25 protein-coding genes and 6 pseudogenes are annotated in these 23,080 nt (G+C 39.5%); 19 read left to right on the top strand and 12 right to left on the bottom strand.

The features are described from left to right. Positions 1-33: 33 nt before the first annotated feature. The 3 genes from SB724_RS05680 to SB724_RS05670 are packed head-to-tail and all read left to right on the top strand — an operon-like array spanning position 34 to position 1,954. Positions 34-828 (top strand): thymidylate synthase, encoded by a 795-nt coding sequence (locus SB724_RS05680; RefSeq protein ID WP_239033990.1) that lies wholly within the window; start codon positions 34-36, stop codon positions 826-828. Beyond that, a complete protein-coding gene (locus tag SB724_RS05675; protein WP_410570401.1) occupies positions 825-1,310 on the top strand; it encodes a dihydrofolate reductase in 486 nt (161 codons plus the stop codon). The genes SB724_RS05680 and SB724_RS05675 overlap by 4 nt, the downstream gene beginning before the upstream one ends. 20 nt (positions 1,311-1,330) lie before the next feature. Then, a complete protein-coding gene (locus tag SB724_RS05670; protein WP_410570399.1) occupies positions 1,331-1,954 on the top strand; it encodes a lysophospholipid acyltransferase family protein in 624 nt (207 codons plus the stop codon). Positions 1,955-1,994: 40 nt separating this feature from the next. Here the strand turns inward: SB724_RS05670 and trhA are convergent, their stop codons facing one another. Next, on the bottom strand, positions 1,995-2,633 hold the full coding sequence (gene trhA / locus SB724_RS05665; RefSeq protein ID WP_007612091.1) for a PAQR family membrane homeostasis protein TrhA: 639 nt from the start codon (positions 2,631-2,633) through the stop codon (positions 1,995-1,997). Between the two features lie 16 nt (positions 2,634-2,649). Beyond that, positions 2,650-3,642: a sigma-54-dependent transcriptional regulator gene (locus tag SB724_RS05660; protein WP_410570397.1), complete on the bottom strand. Its 993-nt coding sequence runs from the start codon at positions 3,640-3,642 to the stop codon at positions 2,650-2,652. A gap of 184 nt (positions 3,643-3,826) precedes the next feature. Between SB724_RS05660 and ilvA the strand changes: the two genes are divergently transcribed. The 5 genes from ilvA to SB724_RS05635 all read left to right on the top strand — a co-directional run bounded on the left by ilvA (position 3,827) and on the right by SB724_RS05635 (position 7,525). Further along, positions 3,827-5,095 (top strand): threonine ammonia-lyase IlvA, encoded by a 1,269-nt coding sequence (gene ilvA, locus SB724_RS05655; protein WP_265971524.1) that lies wholly within the window; start codon positions 3,827-3,829, stop codon positions 5,093-5,095. 92 nt (positions 5,096-5,187) lie between these two features. Continuing rightward, the gene (locus tag SB724_RS05650; protein ID WP_007409532.1) at positions 5,188-5,439 is read left to right on the top strand and encodes a DUF2535 family protein; all 252 of its coding nucleotides are present in this window, start codon (positions 5,188-5,190) and stop codon (positions 5,437-5,439) included. 98 nt (positions 5,440-5,537) lie between these two features. Next, positions 5,538-6,119 (top strand): SCO family protein, encoded by a 582-nt coding sequence (locus SB724_RS05645; protein ID WP_265971527.1) that lies wholly within the window; start codon positions 5,538-5,540, stop codon positions 6,117-6,119. A gap of 77 nt (positions 6,120-6,196) precedes the next feature. Continuing rightward, the gene (locus SB724_RS05640) at positions 6,197-6,952 is read left to right on the top strand and encodes an SGNH/GDSL hydrolase family protein (RefSeq protein WP_265971529.1); all 756 of its coding nucleotides are present in this window, start codon (positions 6,197-6,199) and stop codon (positions 6,950-6,952) included. 9 nt (positions 6,953-6,961) lie between these two features. Beyond that, positions 6,962-7,525 carry a YpmS family protein gene (locus tag SB724_RS05635; protein WP_017417998.1) on the top strand — a complete coding sequence of 188 codons (564 nt, stop codon included), beginning with the start codon at positions 6,962-6,964 and terminating at the stop codon, positions 7,523-7,525. A gap of 51 nt (positions 7,526-7,576) precedes the next feature. Here the strand turns inward: SB724_RS05635 and SB724_RS05630 are convergent, their stop codons facing one another. Then, positions 7,577-8,002 (bottom strand): MarR family transcriptional regulator, encoded by a 426-nt coding sequence (locus tag SB724_RS05630; RefSeq protein ID WP_003153639.1) that lies wholly within the window; start codon positions 8,000-8,002, stop codon positions 7,577-7,579. A gap of 128 nt (positions 8,003-8,130) precedes the next feature. Between SB724_RS05630 and msrA the strand changes: the two genes are divergently transcribed. Together msrA and msrB are read left to right on the top strand one after the other, a co-directional pair. Further along, the gene (gene msrA, locus SB724_RS05625; RefSeq protein ID WP_088461024.1) at positions 8,131-8,664 is read left to right on the top strand and encodes a peptide-methionine (S)-S-oxide reductase MsrA; all 534 of its coding nucleotides are present in this window, start codon (positions 8,131-8,133) and stop codon (positions 8,662-8,664) included. Between the two features lies 1 nt (position 8,665). Then, positions 8,666-9,100: a peptide-methionine (R)-S-oxide reductase MsrB gene (gene msrB / locus SB724_RS05620; protein WP_007409536.1), complete on the top strand. Its 435-nt coding sequence runs from the start codon at positions 8,666-8,668 to the stop codon at positions 9,098-9,100. A 40-nt stretch (positions 9,101-9,140) separates the two neighbouring features. Here the strand turns inward: msrB and SB724_RS05615 are convergent. Together SB724_RS05615 and SB724_RS05610 are read right to left on the bottom strand one after the other, a co-directional pair. Beyond that, positions 9,141-9,761 (bottom strand): annotated as a pseudogene (locus tag SB724_RS05615) (polysaccharide biosynthesis protein); the annotation flags it as partial. Then, positions 9,737-11,421, bottom strand: a pseudogene (locus tag SB724_RS05610) (recombinase family protein). The pseudogenes SB724_RS05615 and SB724_RS05610, both read right to left, overlap by 25 nt. An 803-nt stretch (positions 11,422-12,224) precedes the next feature. On the opposite strand from SB724_RS05610, the gene SB724_RS05605 reads away from it, so the two are divergent. Next, on the top strand, positions 12,225-12,788 hold the full coding sequence (locus SB724_RS05605) for a hypothetical protein (protein ID WP_265971533.1): 564 nt from the start codon (positions 12,225-12,227) through the stop codon (positions 12,786-12,788). 23 nt (positions 12,789-12,811) lie between these two features. Then, positions 12,812-13,132: a hypothetical protein gene (locus SB724_RS05600; RefSeq protein ID WP_021493967.1), complete on the top strand. Its 321-nt coding sequence runs from the start codon at positions 12,812-12,814 to the stop codon at positions 13,130-13,132. A 136-nt stretch (positions 13,133-13,268) separates the two neighbouring features. Here the strand turns inward: SB724_RS05600 and SB724_RS05595 are convergent, their stop codons facing one another. Beyond that, on the bottom strand, positions 13,269-14,219 hold the full coding sequence (locus SB724_RS05595; protein WP_265971536.1) for a thermonuclease family protein: 951 nt from the start codon (positions 14,217-14,219) through the stop codon (positions 13,269-13,271). Between the two features lie 264 nt (positions 14,220-14,483). On the opposite strand from SB724_RS05595, the gene SB724_RS05590 reads away from it, so the two are divergent. The 3 genes and pseudogenes from SB724_RS05590 (at position 14,484) to SB724_RS05580 (ending at position 17,226) form a co-directional block, all read left to right on the top strand. Further along, positions 14,484-14,918: an SMI1/KNR4 family protein gene (locus tag SB724_RS05590; RefSeq protein ID WP_265972417.1), complete on the top strand. Its 435-nt coding sequence runs from the start codon at positions 14,484-14,486 to the stop codon at positions 14,916-14,918. A gap of 36 nt (positions 14,919-14,954) precedes the next feature. After that, positions 14,955-16,753: pseudogene (locus SB724_RS05585) on the top strand (T7SS effector LXG polymorphic toxin). Positions 16,754-16,767: 14 nt separating this feature from the next. Then, a complete protein-coding gene (locus SB724_RS05580; RefSeq protein WP_265971538.1) occupies positions 16,768-17,226 on the top strand; it encodes an SMI1/KNR4 family protein in 459 nt (152 codons plus the stop codon). A gap of 252 nt (positions 17,227-17,478) precedes the next feature. On the opposite strand, the gene SB724_RS05575 is transcribed toward SB724_RS05580, so the two are convergent. Continuing rightward, positions 17,479-17,568: a putative holin-like toxin gene (locus tag SB724_RS05575; RefSeq protein WP_265972418.1), complete on the bottom strand. Its 90-nt coding sequence runs from the start codon at positions 17,566-17,568 to the stop codon at positions 17,479-17,481. Between the two features lie 404 nt (positions 17,569-17,972). Here SB724_RS05575 and SB724_RS05570 point away from each other — a divergent pair, with 404 nt between their 5' ends. Continuing rightward, the gene (locus tag SB724_RS05570; RefSeq protein ID WP_047935828.1) at positions 17,973-18,332 is read left to right on the top strand and encodes a hypothetical protein; all 360 of its coding nucleotides are present in this window, start codon (positions 17,973-17,975) and stop codon (positions 18,330-18,332) included. Positions 18,333-18,392: 60 nt separating this feature from the next. Here SB724_RS05570 and SB724_RS05565 read toward each other — a convergent pair. Next, positions 18,393-19,411: pseudogene (locus SB724_RS05565) on the bottom strand (hypothetical protein). A 370-nt stretch (positions 19,412-19,781) separates the two neighbouring features. On the opposite strand from SB724_RS05565, the pseudogene SB724_RS05560 reads away from it, so the two are divergent. After that, positions 19,782-19,905: pseudogene (locus SB724_RS05560) on the top strand (DNA polymerase); the annotation flags it as partial. Between the two features lie 45 nt (positions 19,906-19,950). Here SB724_RS05560 and SB724_RS05555 read toward each other — a convergent pair. Then, positions 19,951-20,073 carry a PhrK family phosphatase-inhibitory pheromone gene (locus SB724_RS05555; protein ID WP_021493942.1) on the bottom strand — a complete coding sequence of 41 codons (123 nt, stop codon included), beginning with the start codon at positions 20,071-20,073 and terminating at the stop codon, positions 19,951-19,953. Then, positions 20,070-21,185, bottom strand: a complete 1,116-nt coding sequence (locus SB724_RS05550; protein ID WP_265971541.1) for a Rap family tetratricopeptide repeat protein — start codon at positions 21,183-21,185, stop codon at positions 20,070-20,072. Before SB724_RS05550 ends, SB724_RS05555 begins: the two co-directional genes overlap by 4 nt. Positions 21,186-21,434: 249 nt before the next feature. Between SB724_RS05550 and SB724_RS05545 the strand changes: the two genes are divergently transcribed. Next, positions 21,435-21,887: a YoqH family protein gene (locus tag SB724_RS05545; protein WP_265971542.1), complete on the top strand. Its 453-nt coding sequence runs from the start codon at positions 21,435-21,437 to the stop codon at positions 21,885-21,887. Positions 21,888-22,024: 137 nt separating this feature from the next. Next, positions 22,025-22,103, top strand: a pseudogene (locus tag SB724_RS05540) (hypothetical protein); the annotation flags it as partial. Between the two features lie 16 nt (positions 22,104-22,119). Here SB724_RS05540 and SB724_RS05535 read toward each other — a convergent pair. Both SB724_RS05535 and SB724_RS05530 read right to left on the bottom strand, forming a co-directional pair. Beyond that, a complete protein-coding gene (locus tag SB724_RS05535; protein ID WP_007407921.1) occupies positions 22,120-22,494 on the bottom strand; it encodes a YoqO family protein in 375 nt (124 codons plus the stop codon). A 122-nt stretch (positions 22,495-22,616) separates the two neighbouring features. Next, positions 22,617-22,853: a hypothetical protein gene (locus tag SB724_RS05530; RefSeq protein WP_007407922.1), complete on the bottom strand. Its 237-nt coding sequence runs from the start codon at positions 22,851-22,853 to the stop codon at positions 22,617-22,619. Positions 22,854-23,080 lie beyond the last annotated feature (227 nt).

Genomic DNA, 23,080 nt, shown 5'->3' with positions numbered 1-23,080 from the left:
CTACTAAAAGACTACTTTAAAAGGATGAAAAAAATGAAACAATATAAAGATTTGTGCCGTCATGTGTTAGAAAACGGAGAAAAAAAAGGAGACCGTACGGGAACGGGTACGATCAGCACGTTCGGCTACCAAATGCGGTTTAACCTTCAGGAAGGTTTCCCGATGCTTACGACGAAAAAGCTCCATTTTAAGTCCATCGCGCATGAGCTGCTTTGGTTTTTAAAAGGAGATACGAATGTCCGCTACCTTCAGGAAAACGGAGTCCGCATCTGGAACGAATGGGCGGATGAAAACGGAGAACTCGGACCGGTTTACGGTTCTCAATGGCGTTCATGGCGCGGAGCGGACGGCGAGACCATTGATCAAATCTCCCGGCTGATTCACGACATCAAGACAAACCCGAATTCCAGACGTTTAATCGTCAGCGCCTGGAATGTCGGCGAAATTGATCATATGGCGCTTCCGCCTTGCCACTGCCTGTTTCAGTTTTATGTCGCGGACGGAAAACTGTCGTGCCAGCTTTATCAGCGCTCAGCGGATGTCTTTCTCGGCGTGCCGTTTAATATTGCGTCTTATGCGCTTTTAACAATGATGATCGCGCATGTGACGGGGCTTGAACCGGGTGAGTTTGTTCATACATTCGGAGACGTCCACATTTACCAAAACCATATGGAGCAGGTGAATTTGCAGCTGACAAGGGATGTCCGTCCGCTACCGAAACTGCGGTTTGCGCGAAATGTTGATTCTATTTTTGATTTTACGTTTGAAGACTTTATCATTGAGGATTATGACCCGCATCCGCACATAAAAGGAGCTGTCAGCGTATGATTTCGTTTATTTTTGCGATGGATGAAAACCGGCTGATCGGAAAAGATAACGATCTGCCTTGGCACCTTCCCGATGATCTCGCATATTTCAAAAAAGTGACGACGGGTCACACCATTGTAATGGGGCGGAAAACGTTTGAATCAATCGGACGCCCGCTTCCGAACCGGCGTAACATCGTTGTAACCTCACGGGACGAATCTTTATTCCCGGGCTGTATTACTGCCGACTCGGCTGAGGAAGTGCTCAAGCTGATCCCGGCGGATGAAGAATGCTTTGTGATCGGCGGCGCCCAGCTGTACAGTGCGCTCTTTCCTTATGCGGACAGACTCTACATGACAAAAATTCACCATGTCTTTCAAGGAGACCGTTTTTTTCCGGAATTTAATGAAGCTGAATGGGAATTGACATCCCGCAAACAGGGAGTAAAAGATGAAAAAAACCCTTACGATTATGAGTACCTTGTATACGAGAAAAAGAATTGATTTAAGCAGGGGGACAAGAATTGATTCGTTACGGCTGCCTTGTGATGTACGTTGTATTTATGTTCATGAAAAATATTCAGGAATATATCAATCAAAAAGAGCTTGACCCGCGGCTTTCTTTTCAAAAACAGATGAGGCTGGTGTATGAGAGGCCGAAAGCCTTTATGAGAGGCTGCATTGACGTATCGGGATCGGCAATCGGCATTCATCATGATCAGCCGATACCGGACGGCCCCGTATTGTATGTGCATCCCAGATTGCGCCCGGCTGATCTTCTTCTGCTTGCGGGACATCTTGAAGAGCCGGCTGGTTTTATCGCTGGCGAGAAAGCTTTCCGGATGCCGTTTCTCGGAAATTGGCTGCGGCTGATGGGTGTGATTTGTGACGGAGACAGCCGGGACGCCGTGTTTCAGGAGGTGGAAGTCCGTCTGCAAAAAGGGCAAAGTCTGATTCTGTCTGAAGACGGCAAAATCAATCCGGAGGAAATGGCACTTCGTTTCGATCTCCCGATTGTGCCCGTCAGCACTTCGGGAACAGACCGGCTGCTGCGGGGCAGATTACTGAAACGGCTGAAACCGGCTGACATTGAATTACATATAAAGCCCGCTTATTATCCGGCCGGTCAGAAACGGCTCCGTGCATAAAAAAAGCACAGTCTCTATAGAGAGGCTGTGCTTTTTTATTTCAGATAAAGGGAACTTTGACGCAATAAAACAAAATACAGAAAAACATCGAGGCGCTGCCGCCTAAAACAAAACTGTGCCAAATGGCGTGATGATACGGAACCTTTCTCCAAATATAAAATATTGTGCCGGCGGAATACAATAAGCCGCCGAAAAGAAGAAGGCCGAAACCGGGGCCTGACAGCGAAGCGTACAACGGTTTAATGGCGACGATGATCAGCCAGCCCATCAATAAATAGACAAGCGTTGAAAAAATGATAAACCGCTTCACGAAAAAGATTTTAAACACGATGCCTCCGATGGCAAGCGACCAAACAATAATTAAAAGGGTCAGACCGAGCGCCCCTTTAAGGGGTCCTAATAAAAATGGCGTATATGTTCCGGCTATTAATACGTATATCGCGGAATGATCCACAATTTCAAGAATGTCTTTCGTTTTTTTATGCTGAATGCTGTGCAAAAGAGTCGAGCTGAGATACAGCAGCAGCATTGAAGCGCCGAAGATTGAAAAGCTGACGATGTCTGTCGGCGAGCCGTATTTCACCGCGAAGATAATGAGAAAAATAAGCGCCGGAATCGACAGCAATACACCGATTCCGTGTGTGACGGCATTTGCGATTTCTTCTTTTATTGTGAACAATCAAATGTCCTCCTTTTTAAAGGATTTGTTTTTGCAGTGACTGCAAAAAGCTCAACCCTTCTAATGTAATTTTTGTTCCTGCGCGTCCTCGGCCTTTTGTCACATAGTTCATCTTTTCTAAGTAATCAAGCCTGTTTCTGACCTGCTGGGGCGATAATGTCATTGTGCTGTTTTCGCTTAATTCGGATATGCTCCGTCTGCTGGCGGGTTCGCCTTTTGTATTTAAGTCTTTAATTGATTCCAAAATAAACAAAAACTCTTCTTTCTCCATCAATGTCAGCCGTTTTTCTTTTTTCTTAGCTGTTTTCGCTTTCTGGCTGTTTTTGATATACAGCGGGACATCATCGGGATAAATCGTGCTGCCGGATGCTGCCGCGGCCATATAGCACGCCGCATTTTGAAGTTCTCTGATGTTGCCGTTAAAGGTGTGCCGCACAAACAGCGGATAAACGGACGGATCGATATGAACATGCTGTCCCGTGGCTGTCAGCATATGCTGCAAAAGAAGCGGTATATCGCTTTTTCGTTCAGATAAAGCAGGGAGCGGAAGGCATAACACGTGAAGCCTGTAAAATAAATCTTGGCTGAACGTATTTTCTGCGCCGGTATCGCCAAGATCCGCCGTGCTGCTTGCAATGATGCGGGCGGAAATTCCGGCGTCCAGCTCGGAAAGAAGGCGGGTCTGTACCGAGAGCGGCATGTCTCCGATTTCATATAAGAATAATGTTCCGCGGCGGGCCCTGTTTAATGCACCTTCAGCGCTGAACAGTTCATATTCGAGCCGCTCTTCGTTTTGGCTGCAGTGAACGGTAATAAATAGTTCGCTGTTTCTGCAGGATTTATGATGGATCGCTCTGGCCATTTGTTTTTTTCCGGTTCCGACTTCACCTGTTATGAAGACCGGCAAATCAGATAAGGCAAATTGCGAGGCCAACCGTTTCGCTTCTAAAAAGGTTTGATGTTCGCCGGCCAGCTGATAAAAAGGATCAGTTTGTTCAATTACACTCATAAATTGGCTCCTTTTGGTTCTAATTGGTTTAAGTATAACACGTTTGTGCGATCGAAAATATCTTTTTCTCTTGTATCGGTTCATTTATTTTTATTTACAAAATTAAAATAATTATCTTATTATTTGAATATTCATGTTATAATGGCATATTAAATAGGGATTTAAATAAGAAAGGACTCTGTAAATGAAACCGTTGCTTAAAGAAGACTCTCTCATCCAGGTAAAAGACATTTTAAAAGCGCACCAAAATGTAAAGGACGTTGTGATACATACGCCTTTGCAGAGGAATGACAGACTTTCTGAGAGGTATGGCTGCAATATCTATTTGAAAAGGGAAGACCTGCAGGTGGTCAGATCATTTAAGCTCAGAGGGGCTTATAATAAAATGAGGCAGCTCTCAAAAGAGCAGACTGAAAACGGAATTGTATGCGCAAGTGCGGGAAACCATGCGCAGGGGGTTGCGTTTTCATGCAAACACCTCGGCATTCACGGCAAGATTTTTATGCCGTCAACCACACCGAGACAGAAAGTATCCCAAGTGGAACTGTTCGGAAAAGAATTTGTTGAAATCATATTGACGGGTGACACTTTCGATGATGCGTATAAGAGTTCTGCGGAATGCTGTGAAAAAGAAAACCGCACGTTTATTCATCCGTTTGACGATCCCGATGTCATGGCCGGACAGGGAACGGCTGCCATCGAAATTTTAAATGACATTGACGTTGAACCGCATTTTCTTTTTGCAAGCGTAGGGGGAGGAGGACTCCTGTCCGGGCTCGGCATGTACATGAAAAACATCTCGCCGGATACAAAAATCATAGCGGTAGAGCCGAAGGGCGCAGCCTCCTATTTTGAATCGAAAAAAGCCGGACAAGTGGTTGAACTTGAGAAAATTGATAAATTTGTCGATGGGGCTGCCGTAAAAAAAATCGGCGCCGAAACCTTTCAAACGCTCGAAACCGTCGTCGATGACGTTGTGCTTGTCCCGGAAGGAAAAGTGTGCAGCACGATTCTCGAATTATATAATCAATGCGCCATCGTAGCGGAGCCGGCGGGTGCATTGTCCGTGTCAGCACTTGATCTGTACAAGGAAGAGATTAAAGGGAAAAACGTCATCTGCATGGTCAGCGGAGGGAATAATGACATCGGCAGAATGCAGGAGATGAAGGAACGCTCCATGATTTACGAGGGGCTGCAGCATTATTTTATCGTTAATTTCCCGCAAAGGGCGGGAGCGCTTCGCGAATACCTTGATGAAGTGCTCGGGCCTGATGATGACATCACCCGGTTTGAATACACGAAAAAAAATAACAAAAGCAGCGGCCCCGCATTGGTCGGCATTGAGCTCAAGCATCGGGAAGATTACGGCGCACTCATTGCCCGGATGAATCAAAAAGGATTTCATTACGTAGAGGTGAATAAAGATCAGGATCTGTTCCACCTGTTAATCTGACTTTTTTTAGAACGGCCGCGCAAAATGACAGACACGCTTTCTCAGATTGTATATAATAAAAAGAAAACAATCGAAAAAGAAGGATTGATATCTTGTTACTCAAAAGCCTAGAGTTCAAACGACAGGACGGGATTCAGGTAAAAGTGACAGAAATACCGGTTGTCACGGAAGGTGAACATTATTTTTTTCAAATTCATCAGCACCTTGAGCTTTATTTGAGAGAGGTTTTTGCTTCACAAAGTGTGAGAACAGTGTATTCATTCCGACAATATGTCAAGCGCCGTATGAAGTGGAAAGATTACGAGGCCGTTTTCAACCAAGAGATTTTAAAACATAACGCATAACGGTGCATATTCCTTAGCGCCTTCCTTTTGATAAGGGAGGGTGCGGGAATTTTTTTATGATGAATGCTGTAAGCGTTTTATCCATGGGGGGAATGGAAATGAAAAAAATGAAAATCTTCGCTGCCGTCTTTTGTTTGCTGCTCTTGTGCGCCTGCGGGGGGAAAACGATAAAAGACCCGCTGAACTATCAGATTGAACCGTTTTCATATCAAAACCAAGACGGAAAAACAGTGTCACTGAAAAGCCTGAAGGGGCATGTCTGGATTGCCGACTTTATGTTTACAAATTGTAATACGGTCTGTCCGCCGATGACGGCTCACATGACCGAACTGCAAAAAAAACTGAAGGCTGAGAACCTGGACGTGCGGATTGTGTCGTTCAGTGTAGATCCTGAAAATGATAAGCCGAAACAGCTGAAAGCATTTGCTTCCAAATATCCGCTTTCGCTTCGCAACTGGGATTTTCTGACCGGTTACAGCCAAAAGGACATTGAAGATTTTGCGCTGAACAGCTTTAAAGCAATCGTCAAAAAGCCGGAGGGAGAGGACCAGGTCATACATCAAACTTCTTTTTATTTAGTCGGACCTGACGGCAAGGTGCTTAAAGATTATGACGGTGTGCAGAAGGTTCCGTATGATGATATCTTCTCAGATGTCAAAGCGGCTGAGGAGCTCAAGTAAACTGGCAGATTAGACATTTTCAAAACTGAAAAAACATGTTACACTTTCCACTAGTAGACGGGGAAGGAGCAACCAGATTGAAGCTGCGAATGTTCTCATTGATCGCCGGACTGGCTTTGCTTTTATCAGCATGTTCTGTCCAGCGCACCGGTTCTGACGCTGAAGAACCGAAAACGAAAGATCATATTGTCATAGCTGCGGTCGGTGATTCATTGACTGAAGGAGTAGGAGATCCTGACGGTTCAGGATACGTCGGCAGGGCAGCGGAGTCTCTTAAGAAAAAGGGACATGTGAAAACGGTAGATATTAAAAATTATGCGGTGCAGGGCGACAAAACGTCGGACCTGCTGGAAAAGCTTGATAATAAAAAAGTGCAGAAATCATTAAAGAGCGCCGACTATATCTTTTTTACCATCGGCGGCAATGACTTAATGAAGGTGCTCCGCCAGAATATGATGCAGCTGACGGTTCAGCCGTTCCAAAAGGAAGAGAAACCTTTTGAAAAACGATTCAAGGCGATCGTTTCAAAAATCCGCAAATATAATGAAAACGCAGAGCTGGTGTATGTCAGCATGTATAATCCATTCACGTTTACGCTGCCTGAATTAAAAGAAATTAATGGGGTTGTGACGGATTGGAACAAGATCGCCGCAAAAGAGCTGAAAAAAGATCCCCACGCCGCTGCGGTGAATGTTGAAGACTTGTTCAGTCAAAAAAGCGGCAGCAGACGGATTTCTAAGGATGATGATTTTCATCCGAACGCAAAAGGGTATGCACTCATCGCCGATCGATTATACGGCATCATTGAAAAACAAGGGTTACCAGCAGAATAGGGTGAAATGATGAAAAAGTGGAAATCGCTGTTTTTTGTTCTTCTCGCACTCAATGTGATTGCCGCCGCGGTAATTGTGACATTATTGGTTATGCCGGGAGAGCAGGCGAAAATACAAGATCAGACAAAAAGTGAGTACGGCTTTCATATCACAAGCTCTAAAGAATCTCTTGCCAGGTTTGTGAATGCGTACTTAAAAGAGAAGGCATCGAATCAGCTTGACTACAAAGTGGACATCAATAACGATGTGCACGTGGCAGGTAAAATCAAAGCATTCTCAACCTCCATTAACGCGGTCGTCACATTTGAACCGTCCGTACAGGAGAACGGAGATGTGATTTTGAAAGTGACGAAGTTTTCATTAGGCGAATTAAGCCTGCCGATCAGCTTTGTGCTGAATTATATGGACAGCTTTTATGAACTCCCGTCATTTGTGCACGTTCATTCCGGGGATAAAAGCATCGAGATTCGTCTGTCAGAAATGCCTTTAGACAACGGCATGTATGTAAAAGCGGATAAAATCAATCTTGACACGGATGAAATTGAATTTTCCTATTATCATCCGAAACAATAAGTTTTCATAAAAAAAAACACAGATCCTTTCAGGGATTTGTGTTTTTTCGCGTCAGCGTTTTTTGTCTAGCTTGCTGAACAGTTTGATTAACGTTGCAAGCTCTTCATCAGAGTAGCAGTCAAACCGTTTAAAAAAGTATTCTGTTTTTTTTTGGTTGAAATGATCGACAATTTTCTCCCCGGCTTCCGTAATATGGATTCTGATAATTCGCCTGTCCTCTTTAGAACGGATGCGGGTGATCCATTCCTTTTCTACTAAAGCGTCGGTCACTGCGGTAATGTGGCTTGCGGAGACCTCAAGAATAGGGGCGAATTCCGTTACTTTTTTAGGCCCTTGTTCACTGAGAATCCGCAAAATGGTGAATTCGTTCCTGGACAGCTCTTTATCTAGAATTTCATTAACTTCATTTCTGATTTGTTTAAACACTTTTCGAAGCAAAGCTTCCATATCATACATCATTTGTGTCCTTACTTTCAAATCATGAACCTCCAATATGTAGTCAGCGTGGCATTCGTTTAGCTTCCCCTGAAAGCAGAATTATTTTTATTCTGTTTATACATGCTATAATATAATAATACCACGTATGAACAAAGGAGGGCACCCGTATGTCAGAAAAAAAAGAAATCGCCACATTTGCAGGCGGCTGTTTTTGGTGCATGGTGAAGCCGTTTGACGAACAGCCCGGAATTGAAAAGGTGGTGTCCGGCTATACAGGAGGCCATACTGAGAATCCGACTTACGAAGAAGTGTGCAGTGAAACGACCGGACACAGAGAAGCCGTTCAAATCACATTTCAACCTGACATTTATCCGTATGAAAAGCTTGTCGAGCTGTTTTGGCAGCAGATCGACCCGACTGATGCAGGCGGCCAGTTTGCAGACCGCGGAAGTTCATATCGGGCGGCGATATATTACCATAATGATGAACAAAAACATATCGCTGAAGCCTCAAAAAAACAGCTTGAAGAAAGCGGCATATTTAAAAAGCCGATCGTGACAGACATTTTAAAGGCTGAGCCTTTTTATGAAGCGGAAGGCTATCATCAGCACTTTTATAAGAAAAATCCTGATCACTACGGGCGCTACCGTGTAGGTTCCGGACGTCAAGGCTTTCTGGATGAGCATTGGAGGGACAGATAAGATGGCTTTTAATAAAGAAGAAAAAATCAAATCATTAAACCGCATGCAATATGAAGTCACACAAAATAACGGAACGGAGCCGCCGTTTCAAAATGAATTCTGGGATCACAAAGAAGAGGGGCTGTATGTTGATATCGTATCGGGAAAGCCCTTGTTTACTTCTCTGGATAAATTCGATTCTCATTGCGGCTGGCCCAGTTTTACAAAACCGATTGAGGAAGAAGAGGTTGACGAAAAACTGGACACAAGCCACGGGATGATCCGGACGGAAGTGAGAAGCAAAACAGCGGATTCCCACTTAGGCCACGTATTTAATGACGGCCCGGGGCCAAGCGGTCTCCGTTATTGCATTAACTCTGCGGCACTCCGGTTTATTCCGAAAGACAAGCTGAAGGAAGAGGGCTATGAAGCCTGCCTGCATTTATTTGAAAAATAGAGCTCAGCAATGAGGCCTGCCTATCAGACAGGCCTTTTTTCTATGTTTTTTTTTCTTCATGTAATCGTTCAATAATCTTTACGATTGTGTCTTTTGTGATGAGCGGCGCCTGATCGGATTGATATCTGGGGAGATTGACCTTCCGAAATTCCGGATGTTTGGCGGGGTCGGGCAATATCGCGTAAAGATTGCCCCATTCATATAAAGATTCCGTCTCATGAGGAGAGGTCAGTTCTTCATGAAGCTTCTCACCGGGACGTTTTCCCACTTCAACAGCGGCTGGCCGTGGCAGTCCATGCCGGAACGCATATTCCTCAAACCCGTGAAGCAGTTCTTCAAGCCTTAGGGACTCCATTTTAAAAATAAACGTTTCTCCGCCCTTTGTAATCGCCGCAGATTGCAGGGTGAGCGTTGCGGCATCATCAATCGACATAAAAAACCTTGTCATGTTTTTATCCGTAATGGTGAGCGGACCGCCTGCCATCAATTGCTCAAATAAAATAGGAATAACGGAACCGCGTGAACCTAGCACATTGCCGAAGCGGACCGAACAAAATACCGTACCGCGGTTTTGAACATGATGATTCGCCTGATGAAACAGCTTCTCGGACAACAGCTTCGTAGCTCCCATTGTGTTTACCGGGGAAACGGCTTTATCGGTTTTTTAAGATATTTACTGCATTTTGAGGGACTATCAGTGACGGTGAGGTCGAAAACGAAAAATTAAACCTCAGGATAGGGGTGATTTCAAACTGAGCCGGAATTGGCCCTTTTCTTTTTTGTGTCATCGTAACGATAACTTCTTTGAAGACCATTCTTAATAGCGCGTTCTTTTTCTCTGTGCTTGTTTCAATGTGATATTGATCAATTATCTTATTTATGTTGTTTATGACTGTATTACTGTCTATTTCTGATTGCGCTTCTTGGGTTCCATTGAGCTCATGCTTGGCAATTTGGAGTTCTTTAAATGCTTCATCTAAAACAGCTTTTCTTTTCAAAAAAAGTTCATCAGTGTAAATGCCGCTCTCATATTTCTCAAAGATAAAATTCTCTTTGTTTTTTAACTCTTGTTCTTTTTGTGAAAGATGTTCAGACATTTGCTTTTTTGTTTTCACATTACTATTTACGTCTTCGTATTTAGAAATCATTGAAATGATATGTTTTGTTAAAGTCTTATTATCTAAGTTGCTTAAAGAAGAGAGGTAATCCAGAATGGCATTTTCAACATCGTTATATCTCACATAAGTGCATTTATTCTTTTTGCAAGTGAGTGATTTAACGTGATACACACTTTTCGTGCCGTTTTTGTTTTCTCGCGTTCGCCTAGTTTCGTATTTAGATAATGGTTCACCGCACTTAGAACAAGTGCATACGCCTGCCAATTCACTTAATTCCAATGCATTTTTATTAGGCAGCAGGGGGACTTTGTTTGCAATTTTCTCTTGTGATTGTTGAAATTGTTCTTGATCTATTATAGGGGCATGTGCATCCGATACTACAATTTGTTCCTTTTCAGGTCTAATTGTTCGTTTACCGTCTTTTGTTTTTTCTCTAACCTTATATTTAACAGTTCCGATATACGCTTCGTTTTGCAGAATTGCTTTAATTGTGTATTGATTCCAGCGCTTTTTTCCTGATGGAGTCGGTATTTGTAATTTTGTTAAGTGAGAAGCAATCGCTGTATAACTATAATCTTTTCCATTCAACCCATTTAAAAAGATGTTAAAGATGAATTGAACGACTTTTGCTTTTTCTTCGACTGGGACTAGTTTGGATGTTTTTTTGTTTAACCGGTATCCATAAGGCGCTAGCCCGGAAATCCATTTCCCTTGTGCCGCATATGTGTATTTAGCGCCTGTCATACGCTCTCTGGTCATTTCAAATTCTTCTCTGGCCATAAACAATTCAAAACGAATCTGACGCATGTCTGCAGGATTTCGAGGGTCATAAACTTTATATGGTGTAATGATAATCAATCGCTTGCTTTGAAGAAGTGTAACAATTTGTCCCGCATCACTGTAGCTCCCGCGGCTGAGTCTTGTTATTTCTTTAACAGCAATTGCCTGGTACTTGCCTTTCTCGAGGTCTTTAAGACATTCTTTAAAAACAGGGCGACCCTCAATGCTTTCTCCTGACCCGATTTCCATTTTTAATTCATAGGGGATTTCAATCGACTTCAGTATTTTATTCATGAGTTCATTTTGTTCTGTTAGCGTATCTTCGCCTGTTCTTTTTTCCCGCTCCATATCCTGACGAGAGCGTCTAAGATAACCCAAAATATTTGTAATGTTGTAAGAATGAACGATGTTTTTTAACTCCAAAAAATCAGCACCTCCTCTTTATTGTATTTACTGTAAAAAGAGAAGTATTCGTACAATATTCTGTCTGACATTGAATACGAAAACAACCTAATATATTGTAAGGATTGTATTGTTTGAATATTGATCTATTCTAATCGGATTCATTTTTTAATTAAACGCCGATTGTAATTAACAGGGTTTTTATTTTGTTCATTTAATCCTCATATGGCAGCGCTTATGAGCAACTATAACTTGAACACTAAATAAAATAATGGTTTTATCCATAAACAAAGAACTTAAAACGGTGGGGGAAATACCAAAGGAACTTAATATCCCAGACTGGGGTATTCTGAATCTATTTAAGGCAAAAAAAGTGGACAAGCTTTCTTACTCTGAATTGTCAAAGAGGAGGAGAGCAAAAGACTTTGATCTGCTATACGATCTGCATTTCAACAAAATAATGAGCCTAAAAGAAATTGGCCGGAAATATAATTATTCGCCTCCCTACATCCGTCAAGTTTTTAAGGATCAAGGAATTGAGCACTTGGCGTTTAAAAATCAGAATAAGAATTAAAGAAATTAACGGATACGTTAATTCTAAAAACATCTAAGACTGTTTTTGAGAACAGTCTTTTTTATGTAGTAAAAATATCTTAAATTGTGAATGAATATTTGATCACCGTAGCGATTTCTGAACAGTTTCAAATGTAGGACTGCCTTACCTTTTTTTAACTAATTTAATGAAAACAGGAAAAATATTAGTATTTTATGGTATTTTGGTCAATGTGTTGAACAATAAAATTAGGGATAAAGGAGAGTTCAAATTGAAAAGTCTATCTGCTAAAATTCTTTTGATGTTGCTTGCAGCCGTTATAGCCATCCCTACTGTTGGAGCTTCGGCCTCAGAAGTGCAAAAAGCAAGTGTTTCTAAACAGGACGTGCAATTTACTTATAATCCTACCGAGCTTCAAAAACTAGCTAAAGAATACTCAGTCCCACCAGTTAAAGAAAAAGGCATTTTAAATGCTGCTGAAGAATTAAAAGGTCTCGAAAATGGTAACTCACAAGATCAAATGAGTACTATGGGAGCTAAAAGCGCCGCAGCTAAAGAAGCGATTAAGGTTATTAGAGGACTAGCGAATAATGCTTGGGCAAAAGACATTTTAGGTACAATGTTTGGAAAGTCCACGGTAAACAAGATTATTAAAAACACAAACAAAATTTGTAAGGTTCTCGAAGATATAACCGGGGCTCCTAAAGAGGTTGCTGCTATGGCAAGAAAACAAATTCCACCAGCTATTAAAGGTGCAGTTGGCGCAGGAGTTGCTGAAACAATTGGCATGGCAGTAGAATATATCATCCTTGCTGCAGATTATCTTGTTCTTTAAATACTAAAATTAAAGGTGATAACATGACTGGAAATCGTTTTGTAGACTGGTGTAACGAAAATAACCTAAATTCTGAAGACGAAACTTTTCTCGTCCAGTTGTCAGGTGCATTTTGTAATTATGAAAATGATAAAGCGAAAGAAATGAATAAACAACTATTCATTAACCGATACGGTGAAGAGCTTGGAATTAGCTCCATTAAAGGAGATAATCGATCAGAATATGAAGAAATTATTCGTACTTATGAAAAGAATAATTACAAGCAGAACGAAATTAATATAGATGAACTGCTGCAGGCATTATTTGAGACAGAGATGATGTTATCTTTAAAAGAAAAGTTTTGATAAAATCCTAATTGATGTATCATAGGGGTTTAATCAGCCACTATAGGCCACAGAGTCCCTCACACGCTCTGTGGTTTTTTTGTTTAGATTGAATGTATCCAAATAAAAAAAGAAGCCCCAGAGGACTTCAAAATAATTAATTCTTCTCACATGCAAAGTTGTCATTATCCCGATCCATTTTAGATGTATAAGCAGGGTGAGTGCTTGGTACACCATGCGGATATTTCTTTCTCAGCTCTGTGCAGTTTGCAAAGTGTTCTGTTTCTCCAGCAGAAGGGGAGGCTTGTGCAGAGTTAGAAGAGCTGCTTGATGCTGAACTGCTTGAGTTCGATTTATGTGTCTCGGATTGGTGTGTTGTAACTGACTTTTGAGCCGGCTTAGATACACTTACTGATTTCTTCGGTTTCGTTACGCAGCCATTAAATCCTTTATCAGTCGCATATCCATTCTTACTCCAAATCTTCAAGTCTTTATCTTTCGCAGCTTGCTCATCTTTCTTATACGTGTCTAAATACTTCGTGTTTGGCTCATATACATAAGCTACTCGTGCTAATCCTTCTTTAAGCAGTGTTTCTTGTACTGATTTGCCATCTGCATAAACGTAAGCCAGCATTCTGCCATACTTGTCTGTACGATCTCCTTTATCAAACTCCAGTTGAAGTTTTCCCTTGTTAACCAGCTGTTTGTTTCTTGCTGAAGCATCCTCACCATATGGTTGTACGCAAGAGTTTGGGCTCTTAGTTTTAGGCGTGTCAACAAGTAAATAACGAACAGTTTTGACTTCGCCTTTATAGTTAACTTTAATCGTATTCCCATCAACTGTTCTGTTAAGTGTTACATCGACCAGCTTTTTCTTTTTGTCAGAAGCCTTTTTATCCGACGAATCCTTCTTTGAAGCATTTTCGGCTTTTTCATTTTTGTCATTTGATTGAGTGTCTGCCTTTGTCTCTTTTGCATCCTTTTCTTCTTGCTGCGTTGTTTTAGCTTTATCTGAATCTGTTTTATCTGTAGAAGCAGAATCAGATCCACACGCAGCCAAAGAAAAGCTTAGAGATAATGCGCCAATACCTAACAGCCATTTCTTCAATGTAATTCCCCCAATTTGTTTGTTCTGTCTCTATATCGGACAAACCTTCCTAATTATAAATATAAAACCAAAGATTGTAAATTCTGTTTTGGCATTTTAGGACACTCAAATATAGTTATGTGGTAAAATTTAGTGACCTAAACACCTTAGAGGAGGGAAATTTAAATGGAAGAAGGAAAGTTAATTCGCATGACTCTTGACGGGATAAAGGAAGCTGTTTCTAAATACGGAACTTTTCCTATGCTCCAACATGGAGGGCATGTCATGGAAGATGCTGCTTTTCAATTCAGAGACCCAGCAAGTCCTCAAGAAGTTAGCAGTTTAGAAAAAAAGCTTGGGATAACTTTGCCTAATGATTATAAAGAGTTCCTATTCAATCACAATGGTTTGGAAATGTTTAATGGTATTGAGCTTCTTAGTATAGAAGGGATAATTGAATTTAATGAAGTTCAAGACTTCCCTAAGGGATATGTCCTAATTGGGTACCATTATGATGGCAGGTATGTTATTGATGTAAACAAATCAAATAAAGGGTTGGGATATATGTTGCATCTGGATTCAATTGATAATATTGAAGATGCGGTATATTTAGACTCTAACTTTGAGATATGGTTTGACATGTTGGTGTCATCAAACGGAACTAAATACTGGGAAGTAAAGCCTAAAATTAAAGAATATTATAAATATGTTTCAGAATAAAAAGTTTAGATAAGATCAAGTGGAAAGGAGACGTAAATGAAGGTATTTGAAGCAAGTACGTTAATCTCAGCCGCGGAAAAGCGGGTAAAACAATACGATCAGATTAGAGAACAATTTATCAATCTCAGAAAAGCGTTTCAGGGAATGGCTGACTTAGACGACAGTGAGTTTTCAGGCAAAGGCGCAGACAACATTAAAGCATTCTTTCAAGATCACGCTGGTGTCACAGACAGTTGGCTTGATCTGATGGATATGAAGATTGCGTTTCTTAACAGTATTTCAGGAAAAGTAGCTGATGCCGGATTAGCCGATTCGTTTGTGGAGAGTCATTTTTAGAACACGAGCTGATTCATGCGAATAATAAATCAAAAGCCATCATGCAGGAGCAACGGAATGAAATGAGGGATATCCTTAATGAGATAAGCGATATCATTCATCTTGATGTTTTCTCTACAGAAGATGTCGATCAAAAGCTGGATTCAGCAGACAAAAAACGGGATAAGACCATACATAAACTCGGAAAGCTTGATCACGATCTAACGAAAGAATACGCAGAAACCGAGGCAAATGAACATTTCATCCAAGCTGACTTTCAACAGCTTCAAAATGCCACGGGTAAGGGAAAAAATGCAACACCACTTCACTATAACGCCAAGGCGTACAGAGAAAGTGACATACATAAGAAAAAAGGCGAGATTGCAAGACATTCGGATGCTTATTTGACGATTAAAAAGGAAGAAGCGAAAGAGCGGGAAATCAAGGATCTGAAAAAAAAGCTCGCTGATGGAGTAACTGATCCTGATGAATACTTGGAGATTGCCAAGAAGATCGGTTACGAGAATCTTGAACCTTCCCAGCAGCAATATGTGATCCAGCTTGAACAAGCAAAACAGCTGGAAGAAGCCGGAGAGGTGACTTGGGATATTTTAAAAGGAGCCGGCGTTGGTTTATATGATGTCGGGAAAGACACGGTAACCGGTTTATGGGACTTCATAACCGATCCGGGAGAAACGCTGTCAGCACTGGGGAATGCAGTACTTCATCCTGTTAAAACATATGATGCTGTTTCAGCAGCAATCGAGGAATCGTATCAAAAAGATATGGTAAATGGAGATGCGTATTCCCGATCAAGATGGGTGACATATGCGGTCGGTTCAGTGGCTATGGCTGTCGTCGGAACGAAAGGCGCAGGAGCCGTTAACAAAGCTGATGCGGCGGGGAAGGTCATAAACAAGGCAGGACAGGCAGGGAAGAAAATTAAAGACGTTAAACTTCCAGAACTGCTTCCTTATAACTCTAAATATGATCTTGCTCTGGCGGGTGACGTACCATACAATGTGGTTGACAGCCAAAACCTTAAGAAAGAACTTTTGACTAATGCAAAGAAATTGGATGAAAGCAGAAAGTCATTTACTGGTCAGAAAGTAAATGTCCCTTGGTTAAATAAAGAGAAGTATGAGGCCTATGAAATAGACGGCAAGGTAAAAGTTAAAGGAGAGCCTAGAGATGTAAGCCGTAGAGTATACACAATGAAAGATATTGACCTTAAACAAAAAAATCGTAAAGGCTTTACGAATCTTCAACTGATGAAAAATGGTAATGCTCCGTTTGCTAAAGATGGCACGCAAATAAATTTACATCACTTAATTCAAGAAGAACCTGGTAGTATGCTGGAGATACCTGAAAGCTGGCATAATAAGTACAGTGATGTTTTGCATGGATTAAAAGGGAATGGACAGAGTTTTAGAAATGACCCAGTACTTGATAAACAATATAAAAGTTTCAGAAGAAGGTATTGGAGATGGAGAGCTCAGCAATTTGAGAACCAAGAATAAGAGGTGAAAGTTCAATGGATTATTTGAAAATAAAAACTTTCTTTGATGAAAATAAAGAAAATTCTATTCTCACGGGAGGAGTCACTGAGGAGCGGATTAGAGAAATAGAAGAGGATCTCAATGTAACCCTTCCAGACAGCTATAAGTGGTTTTTAACTGAGTATGGTTCAGGGGGAGCATACGGGACTATGATACTCGGTTATGACTCTCACGGTGCTGAAGTTGTCGAACAGACCAATGAATATAAAAAGTATTATAACCTTTCTGATGGTCTCGTAGTTATCGAATATGTAGATGAATTTTCTTATTGTCTTGATACTAACAAGATGAAAAATGGTGAATGCCCCGTCATTCTTTGGGATAACCAAGAGGGATATGGTAAACAAGTTAGTAGCACATTTCTAGAGTTTTTAATAGAGGAACTAGAAGAAGCGAAAGACGACTGGATTGAGGATGAAGACTGGGACGCTTAAGCAAAAGTATTACACTTGTGTGATCTATAAAAAATGGTTTTATCCAATAAATAAATTTTTGTAAATAATTCAATGGTTTCATTTAATCTGTTATAATCAAACTGTAAAATATAAACTGGTTATAGTGTATTTCTTTAATAAGAAATGCATAAAATAAAAAGAGTATGGTGTTGATCACACCCCGTCAAAAGGCTTACTCGATGCGTTTTCTTAGTAGACCTATCCCTTCAGGTTTTGAGGCTTAAGGGAGGTCTATTTTTTATTTATATATGTCAACAGGGCGATTATAAACGACCCGAATGCAAGCATTAACATTAATGCCTGAAATGGTGACATAAGCATCACCCCCCTTTCTATAGGGAGTGAGCAAGACTCCCTTAAGTGAGCATACTTAATGTACAGGAATCATTTATATGTGGTTAAAAACCCATTCAGTTACTAAAATGAAAAGAACCATGTTAGAATCAGGTTCTTTTTTTGTATTTAAGTTAAATACCTCGCTGGAATTACCGATAAATAACATGTGAAATAATACCAAACAGAAGAAATTTGTTATACAAAGGTGAAGCAAACATATACAAATATGATGCTATACTTGGGCAAAACAGGATAGTGATAGGATGGGACAAATATATTGAAATTCCACTGAATGAACTTCCTTCAAATGAGATTCAAGTTGAAGGACTTGGGAAAAACATGAAAATCATTTACAGCAACGTTGTAAAATTTGAGAGAGGGTGAATGTTATGGAAGGCCTTAATAACTCTTACAACATTACGAAAGACCCTAAGTTTTTAGCATTTTGCAGTTTAGCGACAGAAGGCGCAGGAAGTAATTCGAATCAGCAATGTTCAATTAATTTTGATGAATTTAAAGATGCGCTCGAGAACGGAAAAGTGGTTGATAATCAAAACCTTAAAAGCACTTCAGAATTAAATCACCAGTTCGATTACTGGAAATCCAGAATAACGGGTGGACGAGCTGTAACTGAAACAGATAATCAAGTGCTGGATATCATCAAACAAGCATACAATCTTGGAATGGTGACGAAAGATAATATGCTTTTGAGAAATCAAGCCATTAACGCGTATAAAACATCTATTTAATTTAAAATTAAAGCCCCTTATTCAGGAAGGGGCTTTTGCTTTGCAACTTATTCTTTATGTTTAATCTAAAACCATAAAGTCCTGCACTTTTGTTTCTTCTTCAGGCAAATCAAATTCATTAAGTTTCTTTTTAGTACGGATATCAAAAATCCCCATATAGCCACCAATGCCTTTTTTGTTTTCCTCTTGTGAAATCACATAAAGTTTTTGATCTTTAAACTTTGCATTCATATACGGAAATTTTAAATCGAATTTTTCAAAAGAAAAATCTTTATCGTACTCAAGTAAGCAGGCGTATCCGGATTTATTAATATATGTAACGTAAAATTTACCGCTTTTTTTGTCGTAATACACAGCGTCCGCTTGTTCGAGATCATCAGGATATTTTATGAATTTTGATTTCCATGATCCTTTTTCGATTACAGTTAGTTCATGTTCTGAGCTAGCCACAACATATTTTTCAGAGTGATCAAATACATCTCCATAGGAAGCTAATCCAATCGTTTTAATAATCTCTTCTGTTTTTCTATCAATGACGTACAAAGACATTCCTTGAATGACTTAAATATACTTATCATCGCTTTCTCCCATGGTACTAGGGAGGGCAAAGTCAGGCTATATTTTTTATTGAACTTTTTATCATTTACTTTCAGTTCATTTCCATTGGTGTCGACATTATAGGCTTTTACAGAAATATCTTCTCCTTGATACCAAAAAGCAAATGGATTGGATAATTTATGTTCTTTAATGGTGTTGTTTTTTAATGTGTAATAATATGGTTCATGTTCAGCTAACAAGACGATATCGTCTGAAGAGGGGGTTTTTTTCTGGATATATGGTATATCCGGTACCTTAAAGTATCGTTTATTGAATTTTTCTCCTTGTGATGTGGATATGAGTACGCTTTTCTTGATGAGTGGATTTGAATAGATAAAAAAGATTTTATCCTCGGTTGGATTAATTTTAGAAGTACTTACAGAGTGTTCACCTTTATTTATAAAGAATGCATTGATCTACAATATAACTATTGCACCAATTAGAACTCCTGAAATCCCATATAAAACATAAGACTTTTTCATATAACGCTCCTTATCTTTTACATAAAATAAAAAGACACTTGCAGAATAAATCTGCAAAGCAAATGATTAGTAGCAGACAGTTTTTAATGAGCGGTCAATATCTGCAGGTGTGACCCATTACTGTCTAGGTCGGTTCCTATTGTATTTTTGTATGATTGCCACACAAGTTTAGAGCAATAATATTTTTTTGTATTTTTTTGGTTGCAGCTACTGAATAAGGCTTACCTGTTTTACTACTAGCATATCTCTGAGCCTTTACCTTATCATAGATATCTGCGCCCTTAACATACTGTTTCTTTTTGCTTTTGAATCGCTTACTCCAGTTGTTCTGATAATTCCTTACCCCTTTTCCGGCCCATGCTTCCAAAATTTTGTTATGGACGGGATAAGAAATAAATACGGCGGATCTAAAGCGATCTTACGAGCTGTTTCTTATACATCTGAGAGGCACAGCATTACATAGAGCAGGTTTGACGGGTGGTCACAAATCATAAAATAAAAAGCCCACTCATATGAGTAAGGCTAAATTAATTAATTTTTTAACCTCCGACGGGCCTTTCAGCTATCTGGATGTTAGATGGTGAATCTGTACTCAATTGCGTTAAAGCTACCCCACTTAAAATTACAGTTAAAATAGATACGCAAAGCACAATTTTTTTCATAAGATTCCCTCCACCTGATTCATTTTCTGTTCAGCCCAAATTTTTTCATTGAAAAAGCTTGTTGCTTCTTCAAAAGCACCTATTGATTCAAACCTTTTTGCAGCTATGTAGGACAATTCATCTACACTTTCAAGGTCATTTTGTTGTTTTAAAAACTCAATGTAACGGATGCAATTATTGAAGTTGTTTTTTAATTCACCACAATATAGGTTGTATAGGATGCTAATTTTGGCTTCGTATACCTTATTCTCCATTAATATGAGTCTTTCCTGTGCTTTATTGTAAAAATTAATGGCTTTCATTTTTTCGTCAATTTTAAATAGCTCCTTAATCATCATGAATAAAGAATTTATATAATAATTTGAATTCATCCAAGATTCATTTCCAATAGCTTTTTCGAGAGATTTAATGCACTTATCAGGTTTGTCCCAATCAGAATACACGATACTAAGGTTGTGATATAACTGAGCTTCCAAATATTCATCCTTTGTTTCTTGCGCAATGTCTATTGCTTCTAAATAATATGTTTCTGACTCTTCAAACCGTTTCATATCGGAATAGTTTGCAGCCGCAATCATTGTTGAAGTTGCCAGTTTGCATTTATAGTCAGGGTGTCGCTTATATATTGCAATTGCATTCTTGATATAGTGTTGTGCCACAATGCTTTGTTTAACAAGAGTGTATAAGTAGGAGACCTTGGAGTAGAATTCAGCTGCTTCAATTTCATCCGGAATTTCTGCAAGCTTTTTCTCAGCTAATCCATATAAGTTAATTGCTCGATCATAATTTTTGTTGTATGCCTCGTACATTGCTTCGAATAAATAAAAGTTATATTCCAATTTATCGTTCGTTCTTTTTATGAAATTTTCATTCTCTTCAGTGAAATAAGTGTGCTTTTGTAAAGGCTCTCCGCGTGAAGAGTGCAACAACATTTTGTGTCTTTCTTCTAATAAACTGTAATATGCAAGAACTTCTTGATCCTCTTCCATATCATCGAACAGGCTTTTAATCTCTGAGTAATATTTTATTGACTCATGTACCTTTTGTTTCTTTATAGCAATGTACCAATCATTCAGTGTAGTAGCAACAACTTCTGAAGCGATCTTGCTCATCCAAACCCCTCTTTCTGAAAATTTCAAAAATCCTTTGGGGATAATCATAACATAGTCATTGAAAAAATTGTAAAAGGATGTAGAGATTTTGGGATTTTCTAATTTGAAAAAACGAAAAAAATACCCTCCTCGTTAGAGAAGGATACGTGTTCAGTTTGCTGTTGCTTTTAGTAAGGCAAGCCATTCAAAAGTGATGAATATTCAAGGCGGGAGTAAGGGAAATTAACAAAAAAATGTGAGGGAATGTAGATGAAACGATTTATCTTGGTTATACCTTTATTGGCTGCTGTTATTGTCTCTCCAACTCAAATGAAAGCAAGTCCAATGCCTTGTAGTGCAGTACTCGAACCGGTAAATCAAAAACTGAAAAATGCGAAGGGTGCGGCACTAATCTATAAAGTGCAGTTATACCCGCCAAGTGCTGCGAGAACGAATATGAGTATTCTTGCTGTCCACCTTCCTCAACCATCTTCTTATGGAAGCTACGACGGTTATGAAGGATTTGCCTCCAAAACAGGGAAGATCAGTTGGCGATTTAAACTATATCCGACTCCCGAGGGAGAGAGTCCTAATTGGGCTGGAAGGATTGATTCTATATCAGCTGAAATGACAAATGTTAAAGTGCAAGTACGCCTTTCAAATTCTAAGACACAAAAGTTGGGGCCGAGTGTATTAACAAACAATATCCAATCTTGCTATTAGAAATGTAGAGCTCTTATCAAAGAGAGTAGTGCGCTGGATCTTTTGTAAATTGTCAAAAAGGTAATTGATCGAGAAATTCTGGTAAAAAATGATGAAGAGTCCATTAAGGTGGAATGTCTGAAGTCAATTCATCATTTGACAGAAGAGAGCCGGCAAAAGTCGATATTGCGTTTGATTTTGTACATAGAAAGACGGCATAAAAAGAAATGGTTAGCTAAAAAAAGGCAAAGAGTCAACGCTCTTTACCATCAGGTGTTTTCCTTAAGCGGTCTGCAATATGCTTAATTAAATTCAGCGCAGCAGTCACTAATCCAATAACTAAAACAATTTCAAGTAAGAGGATAAATCCAAAATTTAAACCGCGGCTTTCAAAGTAATCATCGGTAAAAAAGAGCAATTGATAAATCCCAAGCATTAGCACAATAAAGGAAGCGCCTATAATCGCCAGAGACTTTTTAGAGAACTCCTTAGTATGGTTAAAATTATAAACCAATAAGAACAAAAATAGACAAGCCATGGCGATCTTATGAGTCAATGAATCACTTGCTGAGAACCCTTGCACAAGTAAGGAGATAATTAATCCGGTCATTCCGATTATTTTATTCATGATTTCACCTTCATTAGATAAGTATGATCTGGTGTCAGCTTACCAATTAAGGTGATATTCTCAACATAATGCAGTTTAAAGTTAACTTAAAATCGTAATTTTAAGAACAAATTTAGAGTGGATCATGACATGCTGTTTATTATGCTGTAAACAAACGCAACAATAAATAATGGATAAGAGATAACAGCAATTAGTTTTGAAGATTTGCTCTTTTTTTCAAATGTGTATATTAGTGCAAATCCTAAAAAGAATATTGTGACAAACCAAGAAGAATAGGATGGGTACAATGCAATAAGTAAGACAATAAGAGTGGATAACGCAAAAGAAGAGTCAAGTGTTATTTTCTGATCGTTTTTCAAATAAACCGCCTTCTTACACATATTCCCCCATATAAAAACACTTAAACATTATATTAAGTCAGCATGATTAAATGATAAACATTTTAAGTAAAGAACAAGATAAAGCAATCCGGCATTTCAAGGACAAGCTGAACATATCCTTAGTTAATTTAAACTGCTTAGAGATAAGCAAAATGATTTTGCGGAAAGGCTGTATAGACTTAGAAGTCAGACCTTACCTAAACATT

The organism is Bacillus sp. SIMBA_031 (genome assembly GCF_046535225.1).
GTDB classification, from domain to species: domain Bacteria; phylum Bacillota; class Bacilli; order Bacillales; family Bacillaceae; genus Bacillus; species Bacillus velezensis.
Note: the sequence above shows the minus strand (reverse complement) of the source record. Positions and strands in the feature narration are given on the sequence as shown.

Coding starts and splice junctions, on each gene's coding strand:
- SB724_RS05680 (WP_239033990.1), top strand. CDS start 34: ATGAAACAATATAAAGATTTGTGCCGTCATGTGTTAGAAAACGGAGAA.
- SB724_RS05675 (WP_410570401.1), top strand. CDS start 825: ATGATTTCGTTTATTTTTGCGATGGATGAAAACCGGCTGATCGGAAAA.
- SB724_RS05660 (WP_410570397.1), bottom strand. CDS start 3,642: ATGAGTGTAATTGAACAAACTGATCCTTTTTATCAGCTGGCCGGCGAA.
- ilvA (WP_265971524.1), top strand. CDS start 3,827: ATGAAACCGTTGCTTAAAGAAGACTCTCTCATCCAGGTAAAAGACATT.
- SB724_RS05645 (WP_265971527.1), top strand. CDS start 5,538: ATGAAAAAAATGAAAATCTTCGCTGCCGTCTTTTGTTTGCTGCTCTTG.
- SB724_RS05635 (WP_017417998.1), top strand. CDS start 6,962: ATGAAAAAGTGGAAATCGCTGTTTTTTGTTCTTCTCGCACTCAATGTG.
- msrA (WP_088461024.1), top strand. CDS start 8,131: ATGTCAGAAAAAAAAGAAATCGCCACATTTGCAGGCGGCTGTTTTTGG.
- msrB (WP_007409536.1), top strand. CDS start 8,666: ATGGCTTTTAATAAAGAAGAAAAAATCAAATCATTAAACCGCATGCAA.
- SB724_RS05600 (WP_021493967.1), top strand. CDS start 12,812: ATGACTGGAAATCGTTTTGTAGACTGGTGTAACGAAAATAACCTAAAT.
- SB724_RS05590 (WP_265972417.1), top strand. CDS start 14,484: ATGGAAGATGCTGCTTTTCAATTCAGAGACCCAGCAAGTCCTCAAGAA.
- SB724_RS05580 (WP_265971538.1), top strand. CDS start 16,768: ATGGATTATTTGAAAATAAAAACTTTCTTTGATGAAAATAAAGAAAAT.
- SB724_RS05575 (WP_265972418.1), bottom strand. CDS start 17,568: ATGCTTATGTCACCATTTCAGGCATTAATGTTAATGCTTGCATTCGGG.
- SB724_RS05570 (WP_047935828.1), top strand. CDS start 17,973: ATGGAAGGCCTTAATAACTCTTACAACATTACGAAAGACCCTAAGTTT.
- SB724_RS05555 (WP_021493942.1), bottom strand. CDS start 20,073: ATGAAAAAAATTGTGCTTTGCGTATCTATTTTAACTGTAATTTTAAGT.
- SB724_RS05550 (WP_265971541.1), bottom strand. CDS start 21,185: ATGAGCAAGATCGCTTCAGAAGTTGTTGCTACTACACTGAATGATTGG.
- SB724_RS05545 (WP_265971542.1), top strand. CDS start 21,435: ATGAAACGATTTATCTTGGTTATACCTTTATTGGCTGCTGTTATTGTC.
- SB724_RS05535 (WP_007407921.1), bottom strand. CDS start 22,494: ATGAATAAAATAATCGGAATGACCGGATTAATTATCTCCTTACTTGTG.